This is a genomic window from Collinsella aerofaciens (genome assembly GCF_015548375.1).
Lineage (GTDB): Bacteria > Actinomycetota > Coriobacteriia > Coriobacteriales > Coriobacteriaceae > Collinsella > Collinsella aerofaciens_AB.
This window is the reverse complement of the sequence record NZ_JADMWW010000027.1, coordinates 1-24,879: the sequence shown is the minus strand read 5'-3', so window position 1 is coordinate 24,879 and position 24,879 is coordinate 1. Positions and strand designations below refer to the sequence as shown.

General features: G+C 59.0%; 23 protein-coding genes. 2 read left to right on the top strand and 21 right to left on the bottom strand.

Annotated elements, in window-relative coordinates; all coding sequences use genetic code 11:
* The 10 genes from nusB to alaS all read right to left on the bottom strand — a co-directional run bounded on the left by nusB (position 1) and on the right by alaS (position 9,639).
* Positions 1–585 carry a transcription antitermination factor NusB gene (gene nusB, locus I1969_RS09935; protein WP_082437720.1) on the bottom strand — a complete coding sequence of 195 codons (585 nt, stop codon included), beginning with the start codon at positions 583–585 and terminating at the stop codon, positions 1–3.
* A gap of 3 nt (positions 586–588) precedes the next feature.
* Positions 589–951 (bottom strand): Asp23/Gls24 family envelope stress response protein, encoded by a 363-nt coding sequence (locus tag I1969_RS09930; protein ID WP_006233982.1) that lies wholly within the window; start codon positions 949–951, stop codon positions 589–591.
* 24 nt (positions 952–975) lie between these two features.
* The gene (gene efp / locus I1969_RS09925) at positions 976–1,539 is read right to left on the bottom strand and encodes an elongation factor P (RefSeq protein ID WP_006233983.1); all 564 of its coding nucleotides are present in this window, start codon (positions 1,537–1,539) and stop codon (positions 976–978) included.
* A 160-nt stretch (positions 1,540–1,699) separates the two neighbouring features.
* Positions 1,700–2,830, bottom strand: coding sequence for a M24 family metallopeptidase (locus I1969_RS09920; protein ID WP_055309495.1), 1,131 nt, complete (start codon positions 2,828–2,830; stop codon positions 1,700–1,702).
* Positions 2,831–2,962: 132 nt separating this feature from the next.
* Positions 2,963–4,072, bottom strand: a complete 1,110-nt coding sequence (locus tag I1969_RS09915; RefSeq protein WP_195234995.1) for a hypothetical protein — start codon at positions 4,070–4,072, stop codon at positions 2,963–2,965.
* Entirely contained in the window at positions 4,069–4,602 is a 534-nt protein-coding gene (locus I1969_RS09910; RefSeq protein WP_195234994.1) for a shikimate kinase, read from the bottom strand. The genes I1969_RS09915 and I1969_RS09910 overlap by 4 nt, the downstream gene beginning before the upstream one ends.
* Positions 4,603–4,610: 8 nt before the next feature.
* Positions 4,611–5,108: a YqeG family HAD IIIA-type phosphatase gene (locus I1969_RS09905; RefSeq protein WP_118098527.1), complete on the bottom strand. Its 498-nt coding sequence runs from the start codon at positions 5,106–5,108 to the stop codon at positions 4,611–4,613.
* Position 5,109: 1 nt separating this feature from the next.
* Positions 5,110–6,543 carry an endolytic transglycosylase MltG gene (gene mltG / locus I1969_RS09900; protein ID WP_229028391.1) on the bottom strand — a complete coding sequence of 478 codons (1,434 nt, stop codon included), beginning with the start codon at positions 6,541–6,543 and terminating at the stop codon, positions 5,110–5,112.
* Complete coding sequence (gene ruvX / locus I1969_RS09895; protein ID WP_195234993.1) at positions 6,536–6,964, bottom strand: Holliday junction resolvase RuvX; 429 nt, start codon at positions 6,962–6,964, stop codon at positions 6,536–6,538. Before ruvX ends, mltG begins: the two co-directional genes overlap by 8 nt.
* 17 nt (positions 6,965–6,981) lie before the next feature.
* The gene (gene alaS / locus I1969_RS09890) at positions 6,982–9,639 is read right to left on the bottom strand and encodes an alanine--tRNA ligase (RefSeq protein ID WP_195234992.1); all 2,658 of its coding nucleotides are present in this window, start codon (positions 9,637–9,639) and stop codon (positions 6,982–6,984) included.
* Between the two features lie 194 nt (positions 9,640–9,833).
* On the opposite strand from alaS, the gene I1969_RS09885 reads away from it, so the two are divergent.
* Positions 9,834–10,073 (top strand): hypothetical protein, encoded by a 240-nt coding sequence (locus tag I1969_RS09885; RefSeq protein ID WP_195234991.1) that lies wholly within the window; start codon positions 9,834–9,836, stop codon positions 10,071–10,073.
* Positions 10,074–10,079: 6 nt separating this feature from the next.
* Here I1969_RS09885 and I1969_RS09880 read toward each other — a convergent pair whose 3' ends face one another.
* The 11 genes from I1969_RS09880 to ileS form a co-directional block, all read right to left on the bottom strand.
* Positions 10,080–11,489, bottom strand: coding sequence for an AI-2E family transporter (locus I1969_RS09880; protein WP_195234990.1), 1,410 nt, complete (start codon positions 11,487–11,489; stop codon positions 10,080–10,082).
* Positions 11,486–12,277 (bottom strand): RNA polymerase sigma factor SigF, encoded by a 792-nt coding sequence (locus I1969_RS09875; protein WP_195234989.1) that lies wholly within the window; start codon positions 12,275–12,277, stop codon positions 11,486–11,488. The genes I1969_RS09880 and I1969_RS09875 overlap by 4 nt, the downstream gene beginning before the upstream one ends.
* A 1-nt stretch (position 12,278) precedes the next feature.
* Positions 12,279–12,656, bottom strand: a complete 378-nt coding sequence (locus tag I1969_RS09870) for an ATP-binding protein (protein ID WP_161144949.1) — start codon at positions 12,654–12,656, stop codon at positions 12,279–12,281.
* A complete protein-coding gene (locus I1969_RS09865; protein WP_138374846.1) occupies positions 12,649–13,236 on the bottom strand; it encodes a hypothetical protein in 588 nt (195 codons plus the stop codon). The genes I1969_RS09870 and I1969_RS09865 overlap by 8 nt, the downstream gene beginning before the upstream one ends.
* 100 nt (positions 13,237–13,336) lie before the next feature.
* Positions 13,337–14,686, bottom strand: a complete 1,350-nt coding sequence (locus I1969_RS09860; protein ID WP_195234988.1) for a replication-associated recombination protein A — start codon at positions 14,684–14,686, stop codon at positions 13,337–13,339.
* 60 nt (positions 14,687–14,746) lie between these two features.
* Positions 14,747–15,994: a deoxyguanosinetriphosphate triphosphohydrolase family protein gene (locus tag I1969_RS09855; protein WP_195234987.1), complete on the bottom strand. Its 1,248-nt coding sequence runs from the start codon at positions 15,992–15,994 to the stop codon at positions 14,747–14,749.
* 31 nt (positions 15,995–16,025) lie between these two features.
* Positions 16,026–16,448 carry a prepilin peptidase gene (locus tag I1969_RS09850; protein ID WP_195234986.1) on the bottom strand — a complete coding sequence of 141 codons (423 nt, stop codon included), beginning with the start codon at positions 16,446–16,448 and terminating at the stop codon, positions 16,026–16,028.
* Between the two features lie 81 nt (positions 16,449–16,529).
* Complete coding sequence (locus tag I1969_RS09845; protein ID WP_195234985.1) at positions 16,530–17,825, bottom strand: glycosyltransferase family 2 protein; 1,296 nt, start codon at positions 17,823–17,825, stop codon at positions 16,530–16,532.
* 82 nt (positions 17,826–17,907) lie between these two features.
* Positions 17,908–18,921, bottom strand: a complete 1,014-nt coding sequence (locus I1969_RS09840) for an RluA family pseudouridine synthase (protein WP_195234984.1) — start codon at positions 18,919–18,921, stop codon at positions 17,908–17,910.
* A complete protein-coding gene (gene lspA / locus I1969_RS09835; RefSeq protein ID WP_229028390.1) occupies positions 18,921–19,520 on the bottom strand; it encodes a signal peptidase II in 600 nt (199 codons plus the stop codon). The genes I1969_RS09840 and lspA overlap by 1 nt, the downstream gene beginning before the upstream one ends.
* Before the next feature lie 373 nt (positions 19,521–19,893).
* Positions 19,894–22,671: an isoleucine--tRNA ligase gene (ileS, locus tag I1969_RS09830; protein WP_229028392.1), complete on the bottom strand. Its 2,778-nt coding sequence runs from the start codon at positions 22,669–22,671 to the stop codon at positions 19,894–19,896.
* Between the two features lie 510 nt (positions 22,672–23,181).
* Between ileS and I1969_RS09825 the strand changes: the two genes are divergently transcribed.
* Positions 23,182–24,264: an iron-containing alcohol dehydrogenase family protein gene (locus I1969_RS09825; RefSeq protein WP_195234982.1), complete on the top strand. Its 1,083-nt coding sequence runs from the start codon at positions 23,182–23,184 to the stop codon at positions 24,262–24,264.
* Positions 24,265–24,879 lie beyond the last annotated feature (615 nt).

Genomic DNA, 24,879 nt, shown 5'->3' with positions numbered 1-24,879 from the left:
CTACTCCTCGACGGTACCGGTCTCGGCCTCGGCGACCTCAGCGTCCTCGTCGAGAACGCCGGCCTCGGCCTGAGCAACCGCAACCTTTGCGGCAGCCTCGGCAGCCTGTGCCTCCTCGCGAGCGCGATCCTCGGCCAGCAGCTCCTGGTATAGGTCCTCGCCCGGCAGCTCCTCGCTGCGAGCGATCTTACCCAGCACGCCGTTGACGAACGACGCGGACTGGTCGGTGCCATACGCCTTGGCAAGCTCGACAGCCTCGTTGATCACGATGGCGTCCGAGACCTCCTCGTCGGTGAGGAAACGCATCTCGTAAACGGCGATACGCAGCAGGTTGCGGTCGGCGCCGGGCATGCGCATAAGATCCCAGTTCTTGGCAACGGAGCGCAGAGCACAGTCGATGCGGTCGATATGCTCGTAGGCACCTCGGCACAGCTCCAGCGCATAGGGATCGAGGGGACCCTTCGAGATCAGGAAATCACCCTCGAGGACGCGCTCGAGCGGGCTGTCCGTGGCCTCGGCCTGGAACAGCAGCTGCAGCGCCTGACTGCGGGCAAGCGTACGCCCGCGATAAACCTTAAGGCTCAAAGGTTACTCCTTGGGGAAAACGAGGCCGTCGATGCAAACGTCAACGCGCTCGACCTCAACGCCAACCTGGGCATCGATGGCGGCGACCACGGCAGCGCGAACGGCCTCGGCGAGTTTCTTGAACGGATAGCCAAAGAACACCACGACGCGCACGGTGAGTGCGAGCTTGTCGCCGACGACCTCGGCCTCGACCGCCGGCTCAGAAGCCGGGGCTTTGGACGAGAGCATCATGGAGACAAGGTTGGTGGCAAGGTCCTTGACGCCAACGGAGGCGATGCCCTCGACATCGGACACGGCGCGCGAGACGATGGCGGTCAGAACATCGGGCGAAATGCCGATGCCGTCAATCTTGATTTCCTGGGGCATGAGTCCTCCTAGAAGAGTTGGTTGCTAGACGCGGGAGACGAACTTGCCGTCGCGGGTGTCAACCTTGATGACCTCGCCCTCGTTGAGGTACATGGGGACCTGGATGACAGCGCCGGTGTCGATCGTGGCCGGCTTGGTGGAACCCTGGACGGTGTCGCCCTTAAAGCCCGGGTCGGTCTGGACGATGGTGGTCTCGATGAACATCGGCGGGGTCACGCCCATGAGCTCATCGTCGGCGAAGAGCAGCTGGCAGATGTCGTTCTCGCGCAGCCACTTGGAGTTCTCGCCCACCATGTCCTCGGGAACGGGAACCTGCTCATAGGACTCGTTGTCCATGAAGATGTAGTCGGTGCCATCGTTGTAGAGGTACTGGAACTCACGGGTGGTGAGCATGACGCTCTCGAACTTGGTGCCGGCGTTGCAGGTGTTCTCGACGACGCGGCCGCTCTTGATGTCGCGGGTCTTGTAGCGCACAAACGCGCCGCCCTTGCCCGGCTTGACATGCTGGAACTCGACGATGGTGTAGACCTTGTCCTTGATGCGGAGACCGAGGCCGTTCTTGAAGTCGGCGGTGGAAATGGTAGGCATAGCGACCTTTCTTGTTATGGGCAGAACGCACAAGCGTCCAAATTACATACGACAGAAATTATACACTTGCAGACGGCGCCTGCGGCGAGCGCATAAAAAGAGAACGCGGGGCGTCCGAATCAATCCGGACGCCCCGCCCCAAACTATCTACTGAAGTAAACTAGCAGTCGATAACGTGCAGGTCGTGCGGGGTCTTGGTGAAGGGCTCATAGCCGTTCTCGGTGACCACGCCGTAGTCCTCCAGGCGCACGCCGCCCACGCCGGGCAGGTAGACGCCGGGCTCCATGGTGATAACCGAGCCGACCTCGATGATATTCTTGCTGCGGTTAAAGTTGGGCAGCTCATGGATGTCGATGCCCACGCCGTGACCCAAGCCATGGTTATAGTAATCGCCATAGCCGGCATCGCCGATGATCTTCTTGGAGAGCTTGAAGATGTCGTTGCCCTCAACGCCCGGATGGATGGCGGCGACGCACTCCTCGTGCGTACGGCGCACGAGTGCGTACAGGTCGAGCTGCTCCTGGGTGGGCTCGCCCATCACGACAGTGCGCGTCATGTCGGAGCGGTAATCGCAATAGCCCGCGCCGTAATCCATAAGAACGAAATCGCCCTTCTCGATCACGCGGTCGCTCGGCACGGCATGCGGGTTGGCGGTGTTGGGGCCGCTCGCGACGATGGAACCGAAGGCCAGGCTGTCGGCACCGTTGGCGAACATAAAGTTCTCGAGCTCGTTGCGTACCTGCTTCTCGGTCATACCGGGCTTAATAAAGCCGAGCATGTGCTGGAAGGCGGCATCGGTGATCGACTGCGCATGGCGCATGAGCTCAATCTCCTCGGCGTCCTTGATGGCGCGCATCTTGCGGATATCGTCGTGCATCAGCGGCAGCATACAGGCGACGGAACGGTCCTCCAGGCCGCGCTGAATACCCTGGTAGAAATTAATCTGCATATCGTCCTCGACAGCGCAGACGCGGCATTTGTTGGCCGCGATCTTGCCGGCGACCCAACCGGGGATGGTGCCCTCATCCATGTCGTAGACCCAGGGGCTGCCGGCTGGCGTGTTCTCCTCAAAGCTGTTGAGGTAGCGCGAGTCGGTGTGGAACAGGCACTGGTCGGCCGTAATAAACGCAGCGTGCGGGAACTCGAAGGTGTAGTCGAAGACGCCCTTCACGCCCGTAAGCCAACGAAGGTTGGCCTCGTCGCGCACCACGATGGCGTCGTAGCCACGCTCGACCATCAGGGCACGGACACGCTCGATACGACCGGCAGGACCGGCAGCAAACTCAGACATGCAGATTCCTTTCTTGTTGTCTCAATATAGACGGGACGGGTCTCAACCGAACGACGGAATCGCATGCGATCCGCAACCGATTGAAAACCCGCCCCTCAACATGATACGAAAGACGATGGAAGTCAATAAATCTTAGAGAAGTTCTTTACGAGAAGCCAAGTAGGCGTGAGCATGGCGCTCAAGAACCTCGTCCTCGACGCTCGTTAGGCGAATGGCGCCGAGCGCCGCGGGCAGCGGCAGCATGCTGCGGTTCGAGCGGACAAACTGCTGTCTGCGGAACTCCTCGATATATGCGGCAGGCTCCAAGTCGAAGGCAAGCTCCTCGATGCCAAAGTCCTCCAGGCAGTCATCGAGATCAAACACATAGTCGATATCGAAGTCGCAGGCATCGTGTGCTAGGCGCGCCTCAAAGCGCATGCCCTCGGACAACAGCTGGTAGGCAGGGACCTGCGAAGCGGCATCGCCCAAGCAAGCGCGCAGGGTGCGCTCCCCCGTCTTGCCAAAATCGAGCGCATGGCGAGCGCTCGGGTTCGTGGCCGTCAGCACGTCCTTGCGGGCAGTCTGAGACCATTGAACGGCATTGACGAGTGCGACCTCCTCGCCCGCGAGAATCTCGGGGACGGTCTCAGTAAACTGATTCCAGCGGGACTTGCTGCTCGAAAGCATGGTGCCAACAAGTACCGCATAGCCGAACTTGAGGTCCTCGGGTTCCGCCTCGCGAACAAGGTCGAGATCACACACAACCAAGCCCGGTTCGGGACGGAGCGCAATAGCGGGAAGCGCATTGGCCAACGAGGCGACGAGCGGCTTCATGGTCGTCGCGACCGTGAGCATGGCGTCGAAGGTCGTCGGCAGCAGCGCGCACTCGGTTCGGCCACACCACTGGTTGGCGCACCAGCCAACAACCGAACAGGTTGCGGCATCGCCAACAGCGACAACCAGATCGTCGCAGGTGATGCGGTCGGCAGACAGGGCGCCAAAGATAGCATCGGCGTCGGCCAGCGTGGCACCAGCAGGCGAAACCTCGAGGACGAGCAGCGACACGGCAAAACCGGCGTCGACCAGCGCATGCTCGACGACCTCACCAAAACGCTCGGATGTGGCGTCGTTCCAAACCACCATCGCGCGCTTAGGCTTGCCCACGGCCGAGGCAAACATGCGCGGCAGCTCATCGAACGCGCCCAATCCGACGCGGACATCGACACTGCGGTTTTGGAAATTGATCAGTTGACGGCGAATCATAGCAGTCCACACTCCAAAAGCATCTCGGCACAAAGGTAGGAAACGTCCTCGAAGGACTTGTTGCGAATATCAAGGGTAATATCGGCGGCCTGGCGATACAGCGGACGACGATGCTCAAACAGGCGCGCGGCATGCTCGGGCGAACGGAAATCGGGGCGCGTGTCGGACCGACGAATCTGGCGAATCGAATCCTCGAAGTCGCCCTCGAGGTACACGCACGTACCCATTTCGTGCATCAGCTCAATATTCACCGGCGTCTCGACGATACCGCCCCCGCACGAAACCAACAGGCTGCGCTCGCTTTGGAGCGAACGGAGCGCCGAGGTCTCGAGCTCGCGAAAACGATCCTCGCCCTCGGTCTCAAAAATCTCGGTTACCGACTTGCCGCAACGGCGCACGACCAGGCGGTCGGTATCGATAAAACGCCGCTTGAACATAGTGCCGACGTTGCGCGCAAGCGTCGATTTGCCCGCGCCCAAAAAGCCGATAAAGAAGATATGGTCGCAGCCGTGTTTGATGTGCTGAGACATGGCGAAACCTATTCCTCGCAGGGAAGGTCGCGCAGGGCCCGGCGCTCAAAGATACGGAAGATCTGCGTGTACCACAGGTCCTGGGTTGCCTGCGGCTTAACCAGGATAGTATCGACGCCGGCAAAATTGCCGCTCCACACGTCCGTGTAGAGCTGATCACCGATCAGCACCGCCTCGTCGGCCGTGGCGCCGAGGCGCTTAAGACCCGCCTTGAGGGCAAACGGCGCCGGCTTCATGGCGTGGCTGATGGCCTCGAGTCCCAGCTCGCGTGCAGAGCTCATGACCTGGTCGCGATGCCAGTTGTTGGACACCATGCACAGCTTAAAGCCTTTGGCGCGGGCGGCATCGAGCCAAGCGGAAACCGCGGCGGGAACCTGCTCGGTGTCGCGCGGCACCAGGGTGTTATCGCGATCGAGCAGAATGGCGCGTTTGCCGTCGGCCCACAGGGCATCAAGGTCGATGCGATCGACCGAGGCAACGTATCGTTTGGGGCTAAAAATCCTCATGCTAATTCCAAGACTGTTGATGCTCTTCGTAGGTTTGCGAGAAGTACTCCTCGTCCTGCGTAATGTAGAAATACAGGTCATCGGAGTCGGTCGGCTCAAGCGTGGCCTTGAGTGCCTCGAGCGACGGAGAGCAGATGGGCGTGGGCGGCAGGCCCTCATGCTTATAGGTGTTATACGGGCTATCGCTCTGCAGGTCGTCGGCGGTAACCTCGCCACCGGTGACATACATCATGGTCGCATCGCTGTTGAGATAGCGCAGACCGTCGAGCTTGCCGGCAAGGCGGTTGTAGAAGACCGAGGCCACGTGCGCACGTTGATCGGCGTTGAGGCCCTCGCGCTCAACGATAGAGGCCAAGTTGACGATGTCGTAGTCGGACATCTCCACACCATAGCGCTCCTTGATCTTGGCTTCGCAGCTCGCAAAGTCAAGCGACTTGTACTCGGTCTTAAACTGATCGAGCATAGCGCGAATCACGTCATCGACCGTCGGCGAATCGCCCAACGAATAAGTCTTGGGGAACAAGAAACCCTCAAGCGAGTCGTTGGCGGCGCCCTTAAGGAAGCTATAGTCGTCCACGTAGTTGGAGGCCTTAGCCTGGTTGAGGAAGTCTTCCTTAGAGATGCCATCGTAGGCCTGGGCCACACGGTCGGCGACTTGATCGACCGTCAGGCCCTCAGGGATAGTTAGCGCATTGGAGCCCGCGTTGGGACCTTCCATGAGCTGCTGAACAACCTTGGTCGCGTCCATGAGTGTGGTGAACAAATAGGTACCAGGCTTGAGCGACATATCGGCGTTGAGCTTTTTCACCGCCGCATAGTAATCCTTGGGATTCTCGACGATATGGTTCTCGGAGAGAATCGAGGCGATCGTATCGCCCGAAGCACCGTCGGGAATGGTTACCGTAACCTGCTGACCAGCCGTGACCTTCGTATCCTCACCGGCAAAGAAGCCCTTGACGGCCGGCACGACAAAGAAAACGATCGCGACAAGCGCAAGCACCGCCACCACAACGCCGATGATCATGGGAACCGGAGAGCTCTTCTTTTGAGCACCGCGACGAGTATGCGTGTTGTAGCTCGAGCGGGTCGCCGGAGCAACGCCATGCGAACCGCGGGCGTGATGAGAATGCGATTGGGGGGCCTGCGTTCGCTGGGTAGGTGCCTGCTGCTTAAAGCGGGTACCGCCTGCAGGCTGGGTCGTACGAGCAGTGGGCTGCTGAGCCGCGTGAGAAGCCGGATGCTGAACCGAACGAGCAGAAGGCTGCTGACCCGTCCGTTGAACAGGTTGGGCCGAACGAGAGAAGGACTGCACCGGGCGCGCGGCAGGCTGAGCTGCGCGCTGCGTCGGCTGTGCCGGACGCTGACCAGGCTGGGCAGGGCGCGACGCCGGCTGACGTGTACGATTCGGCTGGCGCGGATCGGAAGCACTAGGCATGCGAAACCTCCTCGTTTTTACGATCGAGCCACGTCTGCAAAAAAAGGCTGGCGGCAATCATGTCGATCTTGCCCCTCATCTGCTTTTCGTTGAGGCCCTGCTCGCGCAGGATATGCTTGGCCTCTTGCGAGGACAGACGCTCGTCCTCAAACTCCAGCGGAAGATCGAGCTCGTCGGCAATCTTTTGCGCCACGGCGGCAACGCGCTCGGCTTGGGGGCCGGGCTCACCGGCCATGGTCAGGGGACGTCCGCTTACCAGGATGTCGGGCTCATAGTCTTCGACCAGGTAGCGGAACGTCTTGGCCATACCGGTGACCTCGGCGGCCGGGAGCACCTTGACGGGCATCGCCATCTTGCCATCACGGCTCGAGACGGCGATGCCAATCCTGGTCTCCCCTATGTCCAGCGCAAGCGCGACCACAGTGACTTCTTAGATTCTTAGGCGCCGAGCGCGGTCTTGGCGGCCGCGAGGGCATCGGCGATGCCGGCAGCATTCTTGCCACCGGCCTGGGCCATGTTGGGACGGCCACCACCGCGACCGTCGACCAGACCCGCGATCTGCTTGATCACATTACCGGCGTGGAACCCGGCCTTCACGGCGTCATCGGAGCCGGCAGCGAGCAGGGCCGGAGTGCCCTTCTCAGTCACGCTGGCGACGACACAAGCGACAGGGCCGGCGACCTTCTGGTGCACGGTATCCCATACGTTGCGCAGGTCGGCAGCCTCAAGGCCCTGGAGCTCAGCAACAACGAGCTTGTAGCCATTCAGCTCGACAGCACCCTCGATGGCGCTGGAGATCGCATCGGAGGAGCCACCAGTGAGCGCCTTCTTGAGCTTGTTGGACGTCTCGCGCAGCTCGGCCTGCAGGTTCTCCACGCGGGCGGGAACCTCGTCGACGCGGCACTTGAGCGCAGCGGCGGCGGCGTCAACGAGCGCCAGGCGGTCGGCCATGTAGTCGAGGGCACCCTTAGAGGTCACGGCCTCGATACGGCGGACATTGGAGCCCGTGGAGGACTCGGAAATGATCTTGAACAGGCCAATCTCGGCGGTATTGGCGGCATGAGTGCCACCACAGAGCTCGCGGGAGAACGGCTGGTCCTCGGCGCCCACGGAGACGACGCGGACAACATCGCCGTACTTCTCTCCAAACAGAGCGACAGCGCCGGCAGCCTTAGCCTCGTCGATGCCCATGACACGGGTCACAACCGGCTTGGAAGCGAAGATCTGCTGGTTGACCAGGTCCTCGACAGCCTTGAGCTGCTCGGAGGACAGGGCCTCGAAGTGCGTGAAGTCAAAGCGCAGGTGCTCGGGCGTCACCAGCGAACCGGCCTGGGAGACATGCTCGCCCAGGACCTGCTTAAGGGCGGCGTCGAGCAGGTGGGTGGCGGTGTGGTTGCGGCGCAGGAAACCACGGCGCTCGGCGTCGAGCGCGGCGGTCACGGTAGCACCGACGGTCAGCGTGCCCTCGGCAACGTGGGCGACGTGAGCATACAGGCCGTTGTGGTTCTTGGTATCGGAAACGGTCAGCGAAACGCCCTCGGCGGAAAGCTCGCCGGCGTCACCCTGCTGGCCGCCCATCTCGGCGTAGAACGGGGTGCGGTCGAGCACGACCTCGACGTTCTCGCCGGCGGCAGCGGACTCGACCGACTCGCCGTTGCGAACGATGGCGACAACCTTGGCACCCTCGATCGCATCGTTGTCATAGCCGTCGAACTCGGTCGCGGCGACCTTGTCGGAAAGCTCGACCCACACGTCGTTGAAGCTGCCCCAGGCATCGCCCTTGGCGTTGGCACGAGCGCGGGCCTTCTGGTCCTCCATGCAGGCGGTGAAGCCGTCCATGTCGACGTCGTGGCCAGCAGCGCCGGCGATCTCGACAGTCAGGTCAATGGGGAAACCAAAGGTGTCGTGCAGCTTAAAGGCAACGTCGCCCGGAAGCACAGCGCCCTCGGCAAGCGCTGCCAGGGCCTCGTCCAGGTAAACACGGCCGTTGTCGAGCGTCGTGGAGAAGCGCTCCTCCTCGGAGGCGACGATACCCTTGACGAGGGCGACGTTCTTGAGCAGCTCGGGATAAGCCTCGCCCATCTGAGCGTTGACTTCGTCGATGAACTTGGTCAGGAAGGCGCCCTCGATGCCCAGCAGGCGACCGTGGAACACGGCACGACGGAGCAGGCGGCGAAGGACGTACTCGCGACCCTCGTTACCGGGAAGGATGCCGTCAGAGATCATGAAGTCGACGGCACGGGAGTGGTCGGCGATGATGCGCAGAGAACGGCTAGCACCGGAGTAATCATCGGCGTCATAGGTCTTACCGCTGATCTCCTCGCCCAGCTTGATGAGATGCTGCATCAGATCGCCGTCGTAGTTGGCGGTCTTGTGCTGCATGATTGCGGCCATGCGCTCAAGGCCCATGCCCGTATCGAGGTTACGGTGCGGCAGCTCCGGCATGGAGCCGTCCTCCTGGCGGTCGAACTGGGTAAAGACGAGGTTCCAGAACTCCAGGAAGCGGTCGCAGTCGCAGCCAGGCTTGCAGTCGGGGCTGCCGCAGCCGACCTCCTCGCCCATGTCAAAGTAGATCTCTGAGCACGGACCGCAGGGACCGGTGGGGCCAGCGGCCCAGAAGTTATCGTCCTCGCCCAGGCGGGAGATGTGGTCCTCAGCAACGCCCAGAGAACGCCACACGTCGTGGGTCTCGTCGTCCTCGGTAAAGACGGTGAAGTACAGGCGGTCGAGCGGCAGCTTGAACTCCTTGGTGATGAGCTCAAAGGCCCAGGCGCAAGCCTGCTCCTTGGAGACGCCGCCAAAAGAAAAGTCGCCGAGCATCTCGAAGAAGGACAGGTGACGGCCGTCCTCGCCGATGCAATCGATGTCGTTGGTGCGGACGCACTTCTGGCAGGAAATCGCGCCGATCTCCTTCATGGTCTTCTTGCCCTGGTAGTACTCCTTAAACTGGTTCATGCCGGCGTTGGCAAGCAGCAGCGAAGGATCGTCGGGAACAAGAGACGAAGAAGGATAGAGCTTAAGACCGCGCTCCTCAAAGAAGTTGAGGAACTTGGAGCGAATCTCGGCCGTAGTCATTGACGGGTAGTCAGCACTCATAGAGGGAATCTCCTCGGTTTCACATCGAAACAGTTCAAACGTAACGATATTACCATCCCGCCGCGCCCATGCAAAAAAGAGGGCCGCCAAACAGCGACCCTCCAGCGAAAGTGCACGTTATTCAGTACTGTGCGATCCTTTGAAAAAGGACTGCTGTAGAATTACATATAAGAGTCACCCGGAAGGAGCGATCGATGAAAAGTAAACGATTTGTCCTGAATGCACTTCTGGTACTAGCACTTTTAGCGCTCTTGGCCTTCTCCTGCTGGTACGCAAACCAACCAGCATTTGGCTACGTATTGTATGCAGTAATGTCCGGCGATAAGGCTTATTACACTCTACGCGCAATTGACGTTCTCTTTTTCTATGTAGCCGGCCCCTTATCAATCGCTTTGGTCGCGTTTCTTGTCATTTACAACTTCAAGAAACGTTAATAGAACCTATTTAGAATCCGAATCGTCCATGGAGCCGTCGATGCCGGTTTTGGTGTCGTCCGTGTTGGAATCGTCATCCTTGGCAAAGGGGTTCTTGAAGAAGCCCGTGGAATCGGGTTGCAAACCCGAGAGCTTGATCCAGGGATTATCGAACTCGGGCTTAGGCATCGCCTGGGCCTCGGGCGCAGTCTCGTTACCGATGAGCTCGGACTCATAGATGAAGGTGTCGTCGCCGAGCGCGTCGTAGGCGGCGACCGGGTTGCCATCGGCATCGCGGTACGGCGTGCCCTTAAACACGGCACCGTCATAGGCCACAAGCTGGCGGCCGGTCTCATTCTCGAAGTAGTACACGAAGATACCCTTGAGGGCCGCACACAGCGGGATGGCAATAATCATACCGATGGGGCCCATGAGTGCTGAGCCAATAACGAGCGCCGTGAGGCTCATAATGGGATGCACCTGCACCGAGCTCTGCATAACCTTGGGCGAAATCACGTTATCGGTGACGTTTTGCGCGACCATCGTCACGATGAGCGTCCATAACGCCAACATGGGGCTGAAAATGAAACCAAGCACTGTGGCGATTGCTGCGCTCACCCAAGGACCGACGACCGGAACCAAATGCATGATGCCGGTAAAGATAGCCATGAGCGCCGCATACGGATGGCCGATGATCATAAAACCGATAAAGGCCAAGATGCCGCCGCAGATAGACGTCACGACCATACCGCGCATGTAGCCGCCGACAGAGCGAGAAAGGATGGCGACCATAAAGCGGTACGAGGTCTCCTTCTCCTGACCGATGATGGTGCAGATCTCGTGGTGCATGCGAGGGTAGTCGCAAGCCATCCAGTAGGCAAGCACCAGACCAAGGAAGATCACGAATAACTGCGAAGCCGTATTGGTGATGAGCGGGAACACACCGCGGCCAAGCTCAGCAGCGATCTGAGACACATACTTCGATGCCACGGTAACCAACGACGAAAGATTATCGTCCAAATACTCCTTGAGCGGCGTGTTGTTGAGCGTCTTGGCATGCGAGATCATCTCATTGAGGTCGCCTCCCGCAACACGAAGCTGCTCGGGCAGGCGGCTCAGGACTTCCATGATCTGACCAAAGAGAATCGGTGACAAGATACAAACGACACCGACGAGCACGGCAACAACAACAATAAGCGCGATAAGCGAACCGATGCCGCGATTCACGCCATGGTGCTCGAGCCAGTTGGTGATCGGGGACATCACAAAGGCAATGATGGAACCAACAGCGAGAAACTCGATAACCGGTGCCAGGATGCCCATAAGGTTAAAGATGACAGCGGCGATGACAATGCAGCCGACAACAGCCCAAATGCGAAGCGTCAGGATGCGGGTGTCGCGCAGCACGCGATCGGTTTGTTGGGGGTGTTCACTCATGAACGAATCATCACTCCGTCGGGGTCGATCTTGTCCTGAATCTTCTTAAGCGTGCGGCGCAGCAGACGCGAAACCTGCACCTGAGAAATACCCAGCTTCTTGGCGATCTCGATCTGGGTCATGCCCTTCACAAAGCGCAGCTCGATCACCTCGCGCTCGCGCGGCGAGAAATCGCGGATGGCTTCCTCGATCACCATGCGGTCATCGGTAAAGTCGAGCTCGTTGTCATCGTCGGCGTAACGGTCGAGAATCGAGGGCGCATCGTCGGAATCGGACGCACCAGGAGCCTCGATGGGCACCGAGGTATAGGCCGAAGACGATTCCATGGCCTCCAGCACCTCATCGACCGTCACGTCCAAGTACTCAGCGATTTCCTCAACCTTAGGCGAGCGCTGTAGCTCGTTGGTGAGCTTATCGGTAGCCTGGTTGACCTTGGCCGAGAGCTCCTGCAAGCGACGGGGCACGCGCACGCTCCAGCCCTTGTCGCGGAAGTGACGCTTAATCTCGCCCAAGATGGTAGGCGTGGCAAACGTGGTGAACTCGAGTCCGCGCTCAGGGTCAAAGCGGTCGATAGCCTTGAGCAGGCCCAAATAACCAACCTGCATCAGGTCATCGAGCGGCTCGCCGCGGTTCTTAAACTTGTTGGCAAGAAACCTTACCAGGTTCATGTGGGACATGACGAGCTGCTCGCGTGCGTCCGGGTCACCGGTCTCTTTATAGCGACGAAACAGCTCGCGGGTTTTCTCCTTGTCCCAAGCGGTCTTACCGCTCCGGGAACGTTCGGTCATATTAGATATCCGCCTTGAGGTCGAGGGAAAGCGTCAGGGGCGCCGTAGTCTTTTCGTAGGAGTCGCACACGCTCGCGAGGATGAGCTCGGCATACACCGCAGCCTGGTCGTCTTCATCGACCGTAGCCTGGTCGCCAAAGGTAATAGTCATGCCAACGTGGGTCTCATCGACATCGAATTTGATGGTGATGTCATCGCAGTCGACCGCGGTGCAACCAAAGATGAAAGCCTCCTCAGCAGCCATGCGGATGTCCTCGATGCGATCGACAGACATAGAGCACAGGGCACCAACGTTGGCTGCCGTCATGCGCACAAGGCGAGCGAGACGCGGGTCACCGGCAACGGTCAGCGTGATAGGGCAGTTTGCTTCGCTACTCATCGCAGGACTCCTCAGAGGTCTCGGCGGGCGTATAGGTGTAATACTGAGCCGGCTTGGATACAGACTTCTGACCATCATCGTCGCCCGCGGCGGCCTCGTCCTCGCCAATTAGGACGCGCTCGGTAGGCTGCTCGGCCTCCGCAGCGGCAGCGGCGAGCTTGCGATCGGCGTCGGCTGCAGGAGCCTTCACCTTATTGAAGAGCTTCTGCACAGCACCGGCGGCAGAGTCGGTCACGCTCGACACAGCATTGCTGGCCTCGGCCATGCTGCCCGTAACCTCGGAAATGTCGCGAACCACGGCTTCGACCTCTACGAGATTGGAGGTAAGGGCATCAACTGCCGTCTTGCTCGACTTAAGCAGCGGCTCCATCTGGGCAAGCGCCGGCGTAAGCTCATCGACAGCGCCATCGAGCTTTGCCACCACAGGCTGAGCCTCGGCGATGGTGTTGTTGAGGTCGTTCACGGTCTTATCGAGCGAGTCGACAACATTGCGGGTCTTGCGCAGGGTAAGCGCGAGCTCAGCGATGGCCCACACGCCGGCAACGGCGAGCAGCAGCAGGGCGATTTGAATGGGACTCATACAAGCCTCCCGGAAGAATCGAAATACAGACGCTTTTCATGGTACCCCAAAGGGGACCGAACATGCCAAGAGCAGCAACGTGGGACAAAATTATCAGCAGCTACCTCGGTGCATTCCCGCTGCGGTCTCGTTCGCTTTGCTCTACGCGCCACTCTTCCCAGCCGCGCCCGGCAGGCTGCCAAAATGCACCGCGTTCCAAGCCTTCGGGCAAATAGCGCTGATCGACCCAGCCTTCGGGATAATCATGTGGATACTTATACACACCGTATTCATCGCTGCCCGGGCGATGGCGATCGCGCAGATAACTCGGCACCTCGCGAAGCCCACTAGAATGGATATCGGCCAGCGCCGCATCGATCGAAGCCTCACACGCGTTGGATTTTGGCGCCAAGCACACATAGAGTGCAGCCTGAGCCAGGTTAATGCGGCACTCGGGATAGCCAATGACCTCGGCAGACTTAAACGCGGCATGCGCCACCAAAAGCGCCTGCGGGTCGGCGTTGCCAACATCCTCAGAAGCCTGAATCATAATACGGCGAGCGATAAACTTAGGATCCTCCCCCGCATCAATCATGCGCGCGAGCCAATAGATCGTGGCATCGGGGTCGCTACCGCGCATGGACTTAATAAACGCACTGATGATGTCGTAGTGCATGTCGCCGTTTTTGTCATACGAAAATCCACGACGCGGGTTGGCGATCTTCACGTCATCCACGGTGATGGGATAGCGCTCCCCCGCCGCGGGCGCTGGCGTTCCCTCGGTATCGGGACGCGTGACGGCAATCTCGCTCGCAAGTTCGAGCGTCGTGAGCGCCGAGCGAGCGTCACCCGCTGCCAGCGTGCAGATGGTCTTAACCGTATCCTCATCGGCCGAGAACTTGCCGTTCAAACCCTGCGGCGCCTCGAGCGCACGCTCGATAAGCGTGGCGATATCCTCGTCTTTAAGATGCTCAAGCTCCACCACGCGACCGCGCGAGAGCAATGCCGAGTTGACCTCGAAGTACGGATTCTCCGTCGTGGCGCCAATCATAATGACGGTACGGTTCTCAACCGCATGCAGCAAGGCATCCTGCTGAGACTTGGAGAAGCGGTGAATCTCGTCGATAAACAGGATGGTGCGGCGGTCGTACGTATTCAGGCGCGTCTTGGCCTCGTCAATCACGCGGCGAAGATCCTTTACGGTACCCGTCACGGCGCTGACCTCGACAAACTCGCTCTTGGTATGGTTGGCGATAATGTGGGCCAGCGTCGTCTTACCCGTACCTGCCGGCCCGTACAGAATCACGCTCGAAAGCACGTCGTGCTCGATCGCGGCACGCAACCATGAGCCCTTACCGACGGCCTTTTGCTGGCCCACGTACTCGTCGAGCGAATTGGGGCGCATGCGCACCGCAAGCGGCGCATTCTGAAAGGAACGCTCGCGCGTCGAAGCAGAAAAAAGGTCGTCCATAGCCATCCCGTGTATCAATCAAAAACGTTTTCCACTAACAGTATACCGAATTAATACGAACTACCGTTCGTTAATATAGGTACGGTGCGGAAACTCCAGACCAGGGAACAGCTTGCTCGTCAGCTCGCAGAAATAACCGTCCGTCATGCTCGCGATATAATCCACCACGGCTTGATCCTTGTCGTCCTGCCAGGCATAGGTGCGATCATAGTAGGAAAGCTGCTGCTCAATGCGCGAAATATGGTGCTTAAAGATGTAAGAGGACTCGTCGCCACTGTTTAGATCCCGCAGGCAACGGTCGTAGAGCTTTACGAACGCCTCGCGCAGCTCCGCCTCGGAATCGCCTTCGATACCGCCCTTGCTATAGATCTTCTCGTAGTTCTCGCGCTTGGCTCGGCGAATTTCCTCAAACAGGTCCTCGCTCATCTCGATGCGCGGCTTACCATAGCTGTGCTCAACGATATCGATGGAGGCATGCGTGAGGATCCAACTGTTGTAGGCACCGCCCCGGCCATCATCAAAAGCGTCGGGCGAAAGCGGGCCCGCCGCGATCGCATCCTGACGGTCACGACCGACGTAGGCAAGAATATCCGAGATGCGAACGACGCAGCCCTCGAGCGTCATGGGGCGCAGATGCTCAATTGCGCTATAGCCCGTGGCAATGCAATCCTCAACCGTCTGGTCAAACTGGTCAAAGGAGCCCATGTCCGAGAGCTCAAACACACGCTGCTCGTACTCGCCGTTATGGCATAGCACGCCGTCGAGCGTCTGGAGCGACACGTTGCGGCCATACAACGCGTCGAGCACGCGAACCGACTGCACGTTATGGAAAAAATAACGCCCCGTACGCTCATGATAGATATCGTTGAGGAAGCGCTCGCCGGCATGGCCGAAAGGCGTGTGTCCCAAGTCGTGACCCAGGCCAATCGCCTCGATCAGATCGCAATTGAGCCCCAGGGCGCGACCGATATCGCGCGCAATGCGGGAGACGAGCTGCACGTGCAAACCGCGGCGTGACAGATCGTCATTGCTACGAAAGCTAAAGACCTGCGTTTTGCCTGCATAACGGGTGTACGCCGGAAGATGAAGTATCTTTTCGGTATCGCGCATAAACGCCGGACGCATAAGCGTGCCTTTGTCGGCGGCGCGATCAATACGACGAATGACCTGATCATCGTTGCAACGATACGGGTTGACATAGCCCGAAGCACGATCGGCGGCAATGCGCTCGACAAGCTCGGGCGACAACGCCGAGGGAATACGGTCCATGCGCGCCTTAATGACGGCCGTTTCTTGATTAGATTCCATGGCATGCTCCTTAAAAAGGATGCGCAATCGGTTACAAAGTGCAGCCCACGACCTCGATTATGGCAAAAATCGGCACTAAAAACGGGAGCAATGGCAGGGAGCGCGATTTTGTGAAGAGGCAGGAAAGGGCCAGAGCCAGGAGTGCGACGGCAAATGCCACGATGCCACCCATAGGGTCGAGCGTGCAAAGCGCGAAGAGCGCCTTGGAATCCCCCATGCCGATGCCCGGGATTTGGCGAAGACGACGCCAGAGGGACTCAGTCAGCACGAGAGCAAGATACACAATGACGGCAAGACCCGCGTGGTCAAGCGCTGTGTTAACGCCTTTGTCGAGCCAAACGCCCACTAACGCCGTCACCGCACACGCACCGGCAAGTTCATTGGGAAAACGTCGCTGACGGGCATCAATCGCCGCGCCGGCAAAGATGCAAATCCAAAACGGGATATAAAACATCGAGTACCTCCTCGAGCTGCATCGCAAAAGCAAAAACCACCACAAAGGTGCCTGTCCCCTTTGCGGTGGTTTTGGTGGTGGTTATTTGGCGCCTTGCATGACCTCGTCGAGGGTGACGTTTACGGCATGCTGGGTAGGAACCCAGTCGACCTTCAGGAACAGCGCGGCCACCGTGATGGGGATATAGCTGAACATAAAGATCGGGAAGGTAAACAGGTTAGTCACCAGACGCCACTTTTGCGCGCAGTGAATGTGCTTGTACTCAAAGATAGTCGTGAGCAGCGCCAGGATAAAGAAGGTCTGATACATCATGGCGAAGGTCATAATGAGCGAAGCGGCGCACGCCTGCATCTCGACTTCGGTAGCCAAGAAACCATGCGAAAGGCCACCCACAATCAAGAACGTCGCATTAGCGAGCATCGAGATCAGCGATAGCAGCATACCCGGGGCGATCGTCATGAACATGTCGTAGGCGGCAAAGCGATGATAGCGGAACGTCGACTTGACCAGATGCTTGCCGTAGGTAAAGAACACCTGGTAAAAGCCCTTGGTCCAGCGCATACGCTGCTTCCAGGATGCCTTGAACGTCACGGGTTGCTCGTCAAAGAACTCCGCCGGCGCATAGCCAATGCGAATACCGTGAATAGCGCAGAACGTAGTGAACTGAATGTCCTCGGTCAGCGTGTGGAACTGCCAGCCGTGCATGCCCTCAATAACACTGGCGGAGATGAGGTAGCCCGAACCCGAGACGGCGCAAGACGTCTTACAGATATTACGCGCGTTGTTGAGAAAGCGCGCCTCGCGCAGGTACCAAGTAGCATTAGCTGCCGAGATCCACGAGCTGCCAAAATTCTTGGAGTTGCGATAGCTCGTGACCACATGGAATCCCTGGTCAAAGGCATCGTTCATCTTGGACACGTAATCGCGGGAGATAACGTTATCGGCATCGAAGATAAAGTAGCCTTCAAACGTGTCGGGATACTCGTTAAGGATGCGGTCGAAGCCAAAGTCCATGACCCAGCTCTTACCCTTACGGGCAAGATCATTGCGCTCGTAAACAATGGCACCTGCCTCGCGCGCGAGCTGTGCGGTGTTGTCGGTGCAGGCGTCGGCAACCACGAAGACCTCGATAAGCTCGGACGGATAATCCTGGTCCTTGATGGAGCGAACAAGGTTGGCGATCACGGCCTCCTCGTTATGCGCCGCGATAAAGAAAGCATAACGATGGAGTTTTTTGGCCTTGGGAGGCGCGACCTCGCCACGAAGAGCGCCAATGACAAAGAAGACCACCTGGTACAGAAAGCAGACCGTGAGCAGCGTGACGACAATCTGGTTGAAGACCACGATGGGTGTGTTGGTTTGTAAAAAGGCGAGCATGCAGGCTCCCGAGAACGCGTTACGTAAACAACCGTATATCTTACCGCAGGCTTACCGAGTTCAAGAAACCACCTAATACTGGCTAGGCTTCGAGCAGACCGAGCTGAGAGACGATTTCGTCACCGGCGGCAGTGCGACCGAGCGAGCGCGGAGCCAGATCGTCAAGAACCGCAGCGAGATCCCAGGGCAACTCGTCGCGGCACTCAATGCGCTCCCCCGTCACGGGATGGTCGAACGCCACGCGCCAGGAATGAAGGAACTGCCTGGTCAGACCCTGATCGGCACGCGCATCGCACTTGCCGTAGAGCGGATCGCCCACGCAGGCGTGGTTGATATGGCGCATGTGCACACGAATCTGGTGCGTTCTGCCGGTAAACAGGTGGCACTCGACAAGCGTGTAGCCGTCGTCGAAACGCGTGGAATCAAAGCGCTCGAGCACCTTGAAGGTCGTAATGGCCTGACGGGCAAAGGGGTCGTCCGAAACCGCCATCTTGACGCGGTCGCGCGTCGATCGGGCAATACCGGTATTGATGGTGCCCTCGTCCATGGCGATGTGCCCGTGGACAAGCGTGATATAGCGACGATCGAGCGTGCGCGTGCGGATAAGATTTTGAAGCGCGCGCTGGGTGTCGTCGTCTTTTGCCGCGAGCATAAGGCCCGAGGTATCGCGATCCAGGCGATGCACGATGCCGGGTCGGTCCTCACCCTGCACGGTGCCCAGATGGTCGATACCGCAGTGATAGACCAGGGCATTCGCGAGCGTACCGCTCTCATGACCATGCGCAGGATGGCACACCAGGCCGCGCTGCTTGGAGAGCACAATGAGATAATCGTCCTCATAGCGAATGTCGAGCGGGATGGCCTCGGGAATCACATCGGTGGGATCGTGCGGCTCGGGCAAATCGACCGAAATACGGTCGCCGGCTCGCACGGCGTACTTTTTGGACAGGCAGGTCTCGCCATTGACAGCGACGGCGCCGCCCTCGATCAGATGCGCACAGGCAGAACGCGTAGGACAGCCGTCATTGGCGCCCAGATAAGCGTCAAGACGCTGACCGGCGGCATCGTCGGCAACAAGAATATGGATGTCGGCCATTAGCGCTCGTTCCTTTCGCGAATTTTGCGGGCACGCTCCCCGCGTTGCTGGGCCTTGCGCTTGGCGCGGGCCTCGTCACGGGCGTTAAGCTCAGCGGTCGCGTCGACCTCACGGGCCGCGGGGCTCAAGAACATGTATCCGAAGAGGGCGAGCACGACGCCCAAGGTAATGCCGATATCGGCCACATTGAAGACGGGGAAGTCGATGAAGGTGGTGGCAATAAAATCGGTCACGAAGCCAAAGGCCAAACGATCGATAGCGTTGCCAATAGCACCGCCCGCAACCATCGCCATGCCCACGACCTCAAGATGGGCGAGCTGGGATGCACGGAGCAAGTACACGGCAATGGCGACAATGACCGCAAGCGCCAACACGGCAAACGCGATGCCATGTCCCTCACCCATGCTAAAGGCAGCACCGATATTGCGGACAAACATAAAGTCGATGACACCGGGGATGACGGTCACATGCAATGCGTCGCCCACGGCACGAACCGCAAGCTTGGTCAGCTGGTCAACAAGCAGCACAACGAGCGCCACCCCACCAGCAACACCCAACCGCCAACGCAAAGGCGGCGTCATATCCCCAGTACGACCCAAATCAATCCCCTACCCTCAAGAACATCGAATTCCGTTTAACGCAATTAACCATCTTATATTGCCACACGCAGAGCGCACGACATATCCACCAACACAAGCGAAATAACCAGCTAAAAACGAAAGCGACATTCCGAATAACGGAATGTCGCTTAATAGCTTTCGACTAAAAGCGCAAGTCGAAAGAAAGCCTCTAGCTCCAGCAATGGAAACGCCGCGTTATCGTCACCAACAGCGAAAACGTCCCTAAGCGAGCAAGGTGACGTGAAAGAGGAGGGAAGCGTACTTTGGTACGCGACCGACGATTGAACGTCAGATTGCCGCTTAGGGGCGTTTGCAGCGTCGGTAGGTTACGGCGTTCTACGAACGCCGTAACCTACAAAGCGTCGGCGCAGCGCTTGCAAATATGCGCGTGGCCGTTGTACTTGCCGACGGTGGTGCGGTAGTTCCAGCAACGGTCGCAGCACTCGCCCTCGGCAGCCTCGATAGCAACGGAGAGCTCCTCGCCCTGGGTCAGCTCAACATCGGAGACGATGTAGAACTCGGCCAGGTCGACAGCCTTGTCGCCGGTCAGCAGCGCGTACATCTCGGCGGGAACGACCGCCTTGACGCGAACCTGCTGGCTCTTGGTGAAGGTGCCGGCAGAGCGGGCATCCTCAAGGGCCTTGGTCACGGCGCTACGGAGTTCGAGCGAAGCCTCGAGCACACCCTCAAACTCATTGGCCTCGTCGACCGTGATGGGCGACTTGTACCAATCGAGCAGCGCGGCGTACTTCTGGTGGTCGACGCAGCCGGCGGGCGCATATGCCATGGCCTCGTCGACCGTGTAGGACAGGATCGGCTGCAGGTCGCGCATGAGCATCGAGAAGAGCTCGGCGAGCACGGTCTGAGCGCTGCGGCGCTCGAGCGAGCCGGGCTTCTCGCAGTACAGACGGTCCTTCAGGGCGTCGAGGTACACGTTGGAGAGCTCGGTAACCACGAAGTCGTAGAGCGCACGGTAGGCGCGCGGGAACTCGTAGCTGGCGTAGGCATCGTCGACTTCGGCCTGAACCTGGGTTAGGCGGGCAACCATGAGCTTGTCGAGCGGCAGCAAGTCGGCAAAGGCGACGCCGTCGGTCTCGGGCTCAAACTGACCCTCGAGCTCGGAGAGCAAGAAGCGCAGCGTGTTGCGGAAACGACGGTAGGCATCGGACGTACGAGCAAGGATCTCGTGGTCGATGGAAACGTCGGAGCTGGTATCGACGGAAGCAACCCACAGGCGGATGATGTCGGCGCCCATCTCGTCGCAGACCTTGTTGGGGTCGATGACGTTGCCGAGCGACTTGGACATCTTGCGGCCCTGGCCATCGAGCGTGAAGCCCTGAGAGACGACCGCCTTGTACGGAGCATGGCCGTTGGCACCCACCGAGGTGAGCAGCGAGCTCTGGAACCAACCGCGGTGCTGGTCGGAGCCCTCGAGGTACACATCCGCCGGATACTCCAGCTCGGGACGGTACTCGCAGACGGCCTTCCAGGAGACGCCGGAATCCCACCACACGTCGAGGATGTCCTTATCGGCCTTGAGGTGATGGCCGCCGCACTTGGGGCAGACGCAGGCCTCGCCCAGGTAGCTCTCGGGAGCGTCGGTGAACCAGGCGTCGGAGCCCTTCTCGTGGAAGAGCTTGATGACGGCGTCGAGCGTAGCGTCGTTCATGACCTTCTCGCCGCAGTCGGCACAGGTGTAGCTGGGGATAGGCACGCCCCAGTTGCGCTGACGGCTGATGCACCAGTCGGGACGCTGCTCAACCATGGCGCCGATGCGGTTGGCGGCGTGAGCCGGATACCACTTGACGTTCTCGCGAACCTCCTTACCAGCCTGCTCGCGCAAACCAGTCTTGTCCATCGAGACAAACCACTGGTCGGTAGCACGGAAGAGCACCGGGTGCTTGCAGCGCCAGCAGTGCGGATAGCTGTGCGTGATCTTCTTCTCGAGGACCAGGGTGCCGCGCTCGCGCAGGAACTCGATGATGTGCGGGTTGGCCTCGTCGGTATCCATGCCGCTGAAGGGGCCGCCGGTGCCAAACTCCTCGCCGGTGTAGAACTTGCCGTCGTCATCGACCGGCATGCAAATGTCGGTGATGCCCTCCTTGAGGCAGGCGAAGTAGTCGTCGACGCCGTGACCGGGCGAGTTGTGGACGATACCGGTACCGTCATCGACACCGACGTAATCGGCCAACAGCGCAACGCCCTCGACACCGTCAAAGATCGGCTGCTTATAGTGAATGTGATGGAAGGTCTCGGCGGGAACCACATAGGGCTTGCCGTCGACCACAACCGGGGTGTACTCCCAGCCAAACTCCTCGCAGCACTTGGGAGCTAGGTCCTCGAGCATGACCTCGGCGCGGCCGTCGTGCTCAACGGCGACGTAGGCGGCACCGGGCTTGAGAGAAACTGCCTGGTCGGAGGGGATGGTCCACGGCGTGGTCGTCCAGATGATAAAGTCAACCGGGCCGTCGAAGTTCTCGAGGCCGGCGGGCTTGGAGGTCATCTCAAAGCGCACGAAGATGGACGGGCTCGTCTCGTCGGAGTACTCAATCTCGGCCTCAGCAAGTGCGGTATGGCAGTGCTTGCACCAGTGGACGGGCTTGTGACCGCGATAGATCATGCCCTTGTCGAACATGGCCTTGAAAACCTCGATGTCGGCGGCGTCATGCTGGTGATAGAGCGTCAGATAGGGGTTGTCCCAATCGCCGAGCACGCCCAGGCGACGGAAGCCGGCCTTCTGCAGCTCGATGTTCTCGACAGCGAACTTATTGCAAAGCTCACGGATCTTAGCCGTGGAGGTCTGGTTGAACTTCTCGGTGCCGAGCTTCTCCTCGACCTTATGCTCGATCGGCTGGCCATGGCAGTCCCAACCGGGAACATAGGGAACCTCATAGCCCTGCATCATCCAGTAGCGGTTGATCATGTCCTTGGAGATCTTGTTCATGGCATGGCCGATGTGAATCGGGCCGTTGGCGTACGGAGGACCGTCGTGCAGCACGAACTTCTTGTGACCCTCGTTCTTCTTCAGAACCTGCTCGTAGACCTTGTTGTCCTGCCAGTCCTTGAGTCGCTTGGGCTCGGACTTGGAAAGACCGGCACGCATGGGAAAACCGGTCTTGGGCAGATTCATCGTCTGCTTGTACTCGTTTGCCACGGTACCCCTTTCATGTCATGGGCGCACACGCCCGTTGGGCACCAAAAAAGCGCCCGTCCCTACAAGCTGGGACGAAGCGCCACAAAACGAGCTGTACGCCCGCAAAAGCTCTTCGTTTAACCACCCAGCTTAGATGCCCTCGCCCGCGTATTCGCGCGCTCGCATCCGTTACTCGGCTGGCCTGTATCGACGACCATCTCGGCGATATCTACTAAGACGTGTCTGCGCGGCACGTCCGTTGGGACCGCAGCTCCGGGGTGATTTTCATCGGTCGCATGCACGGGTTCTCAGCGCTTCCCGCTCTCTGTAGCATGCGGACGGCCGACTACTCGTCCCCATCAACGCTTATGCGGTGTATGCTAGCACGTTCCGCGTCGGCAAAAAACCCTCAACACTGGTTTTATACGTTCGACATTTCTCGCTATTACAAGCCTTCACTAGGAGCAAAATACCTGAAAGCACTTTATCGAACGAAAGAAGGCTGCTATGCGCACAATTGGAATGAGCGACTACACCGTTGGCGAGGATTGCTTTACCAAGCTGCCAACTGCACTGGCGGAGTACGGCGCGAAGAAAGTCGCCATCATTGGCGGCAAGCGAGCCCTGGCTGCGGCGCTGCCGGGAATCGAGGCGGCACTTGAAGGTACCGATGTCGAGGTCCTGGAGACGCGCGTCTACGGTACCAACAGTACGCGTGCCAATATCGCCAAGGTCGTAAACTCCCCCGCCTGCCAGGAAGCCGACGTGCTCATTGCTTGCGGCGGCGGCAAGGCGCTCGATACCGTCAAGACGGCGGCCATCGAGCTCAAGAAGATCGTCTTTACCGTGCCGACGATCTGCTCCAACTGCTCCGCCGCGACCGCCATTGCCGTTGTCTACAACGACGACGGCTCGCTCGAGGGCTATTCGTACCCCAACCGCCCCGCGCACATCTTCATCAACCCCAAGATCATCGCCGAGGCGCCAGCAGAGTACTTCTGGGCCGGTGTAGGCGATGCCCTGTCCAAGCAGCCCGAGGTCGAGTACGCCACGAGCGCCGGTAATTTGGAGCACACCGCCGGTCTTGGCCTGGCACTCGCCCACACCTGCTCCGAGCCGCTGTTTACCTATGGTGTGCAGGGTCTTGAGGATGTGCGCCAGAATCTGTCGAGCGAGGCCGTCAAGCAGATCGCGCTCGACATCGTTGTCAACACGGGCTATGTCTCGAACCTGACCAACCAGAACGATTATTACTACAACTCGAGCGTGGCGCACGCGTTCTACAACGCCACCTGCAGCATTCCGCGTGAGGGCACCTACCTGCATGGCGAGGTCGTGAGCCTGGGCGTGCTGGTACTGTTTGCCTATACGGGCGATACCGAGAACCTTGAGCGCTACGCCGCCTTTAACAAGCAGATGGGGCTGCCCGTAACGCTTGAGCAGGTTGGCCTTACCGAGGCAGATATCCCGGCCCTGTGCGAATACGCGCACGCCACCAACGAGTGGAAGCAGGGAAACCCCGAGCCCTTCACCGACGAAAAGTTCGCCGCCGCCATCAAGGCCGCCGACGCTTACGGCCACACGCTCTAGGACTGGCCCAAAACCACCACAAAGGGAACAGTGAACCTTTGTGGTGGTTTTATATTGATCCAGCATTCAGTTCGTACTCTAACCCGATTCTTTTACGAGAAAGGGTTCGGGTACGTTTTTTGTTTATCGGAAATTCTGCGGAAGGACTATTCGGAACGGTAAACAGGAACGAACAGAGGCAGGATATCATCGTGGTGATGATGGTATCCTGCCTTTTATTTTGCGAAACCAAGGTCGCTTTATGCGAACTTGATCGCCACTTATATGGCGCATTGATGGCAATTGCTGCGTACGTGCGTACCGGGAGCCTGTACACCTCTGGCAAGGCGTAACACACTAGTCTTTGTTCCAAAGTCCGTGTGCTAAGGGGGCAGGGCCCTAAGAATTCCTGTGGAGTGTGTACGCACGTACGTAGGAAAACAGCAAATTACGCTATATCAGGGCGTTCTTTCATTGGAGAGTATGGTATACACGGCTTAGTTCAACAAATAAGAATTTATATATAAAGGAGAATATTGATGAAACTGTTTTTATGTTCTGTTAGCGCCGGGCGATTTTAGCCGCTAATAGTCAAACTATTTTGACCAATCCCGGTCACCGAATAATGGCCACCGT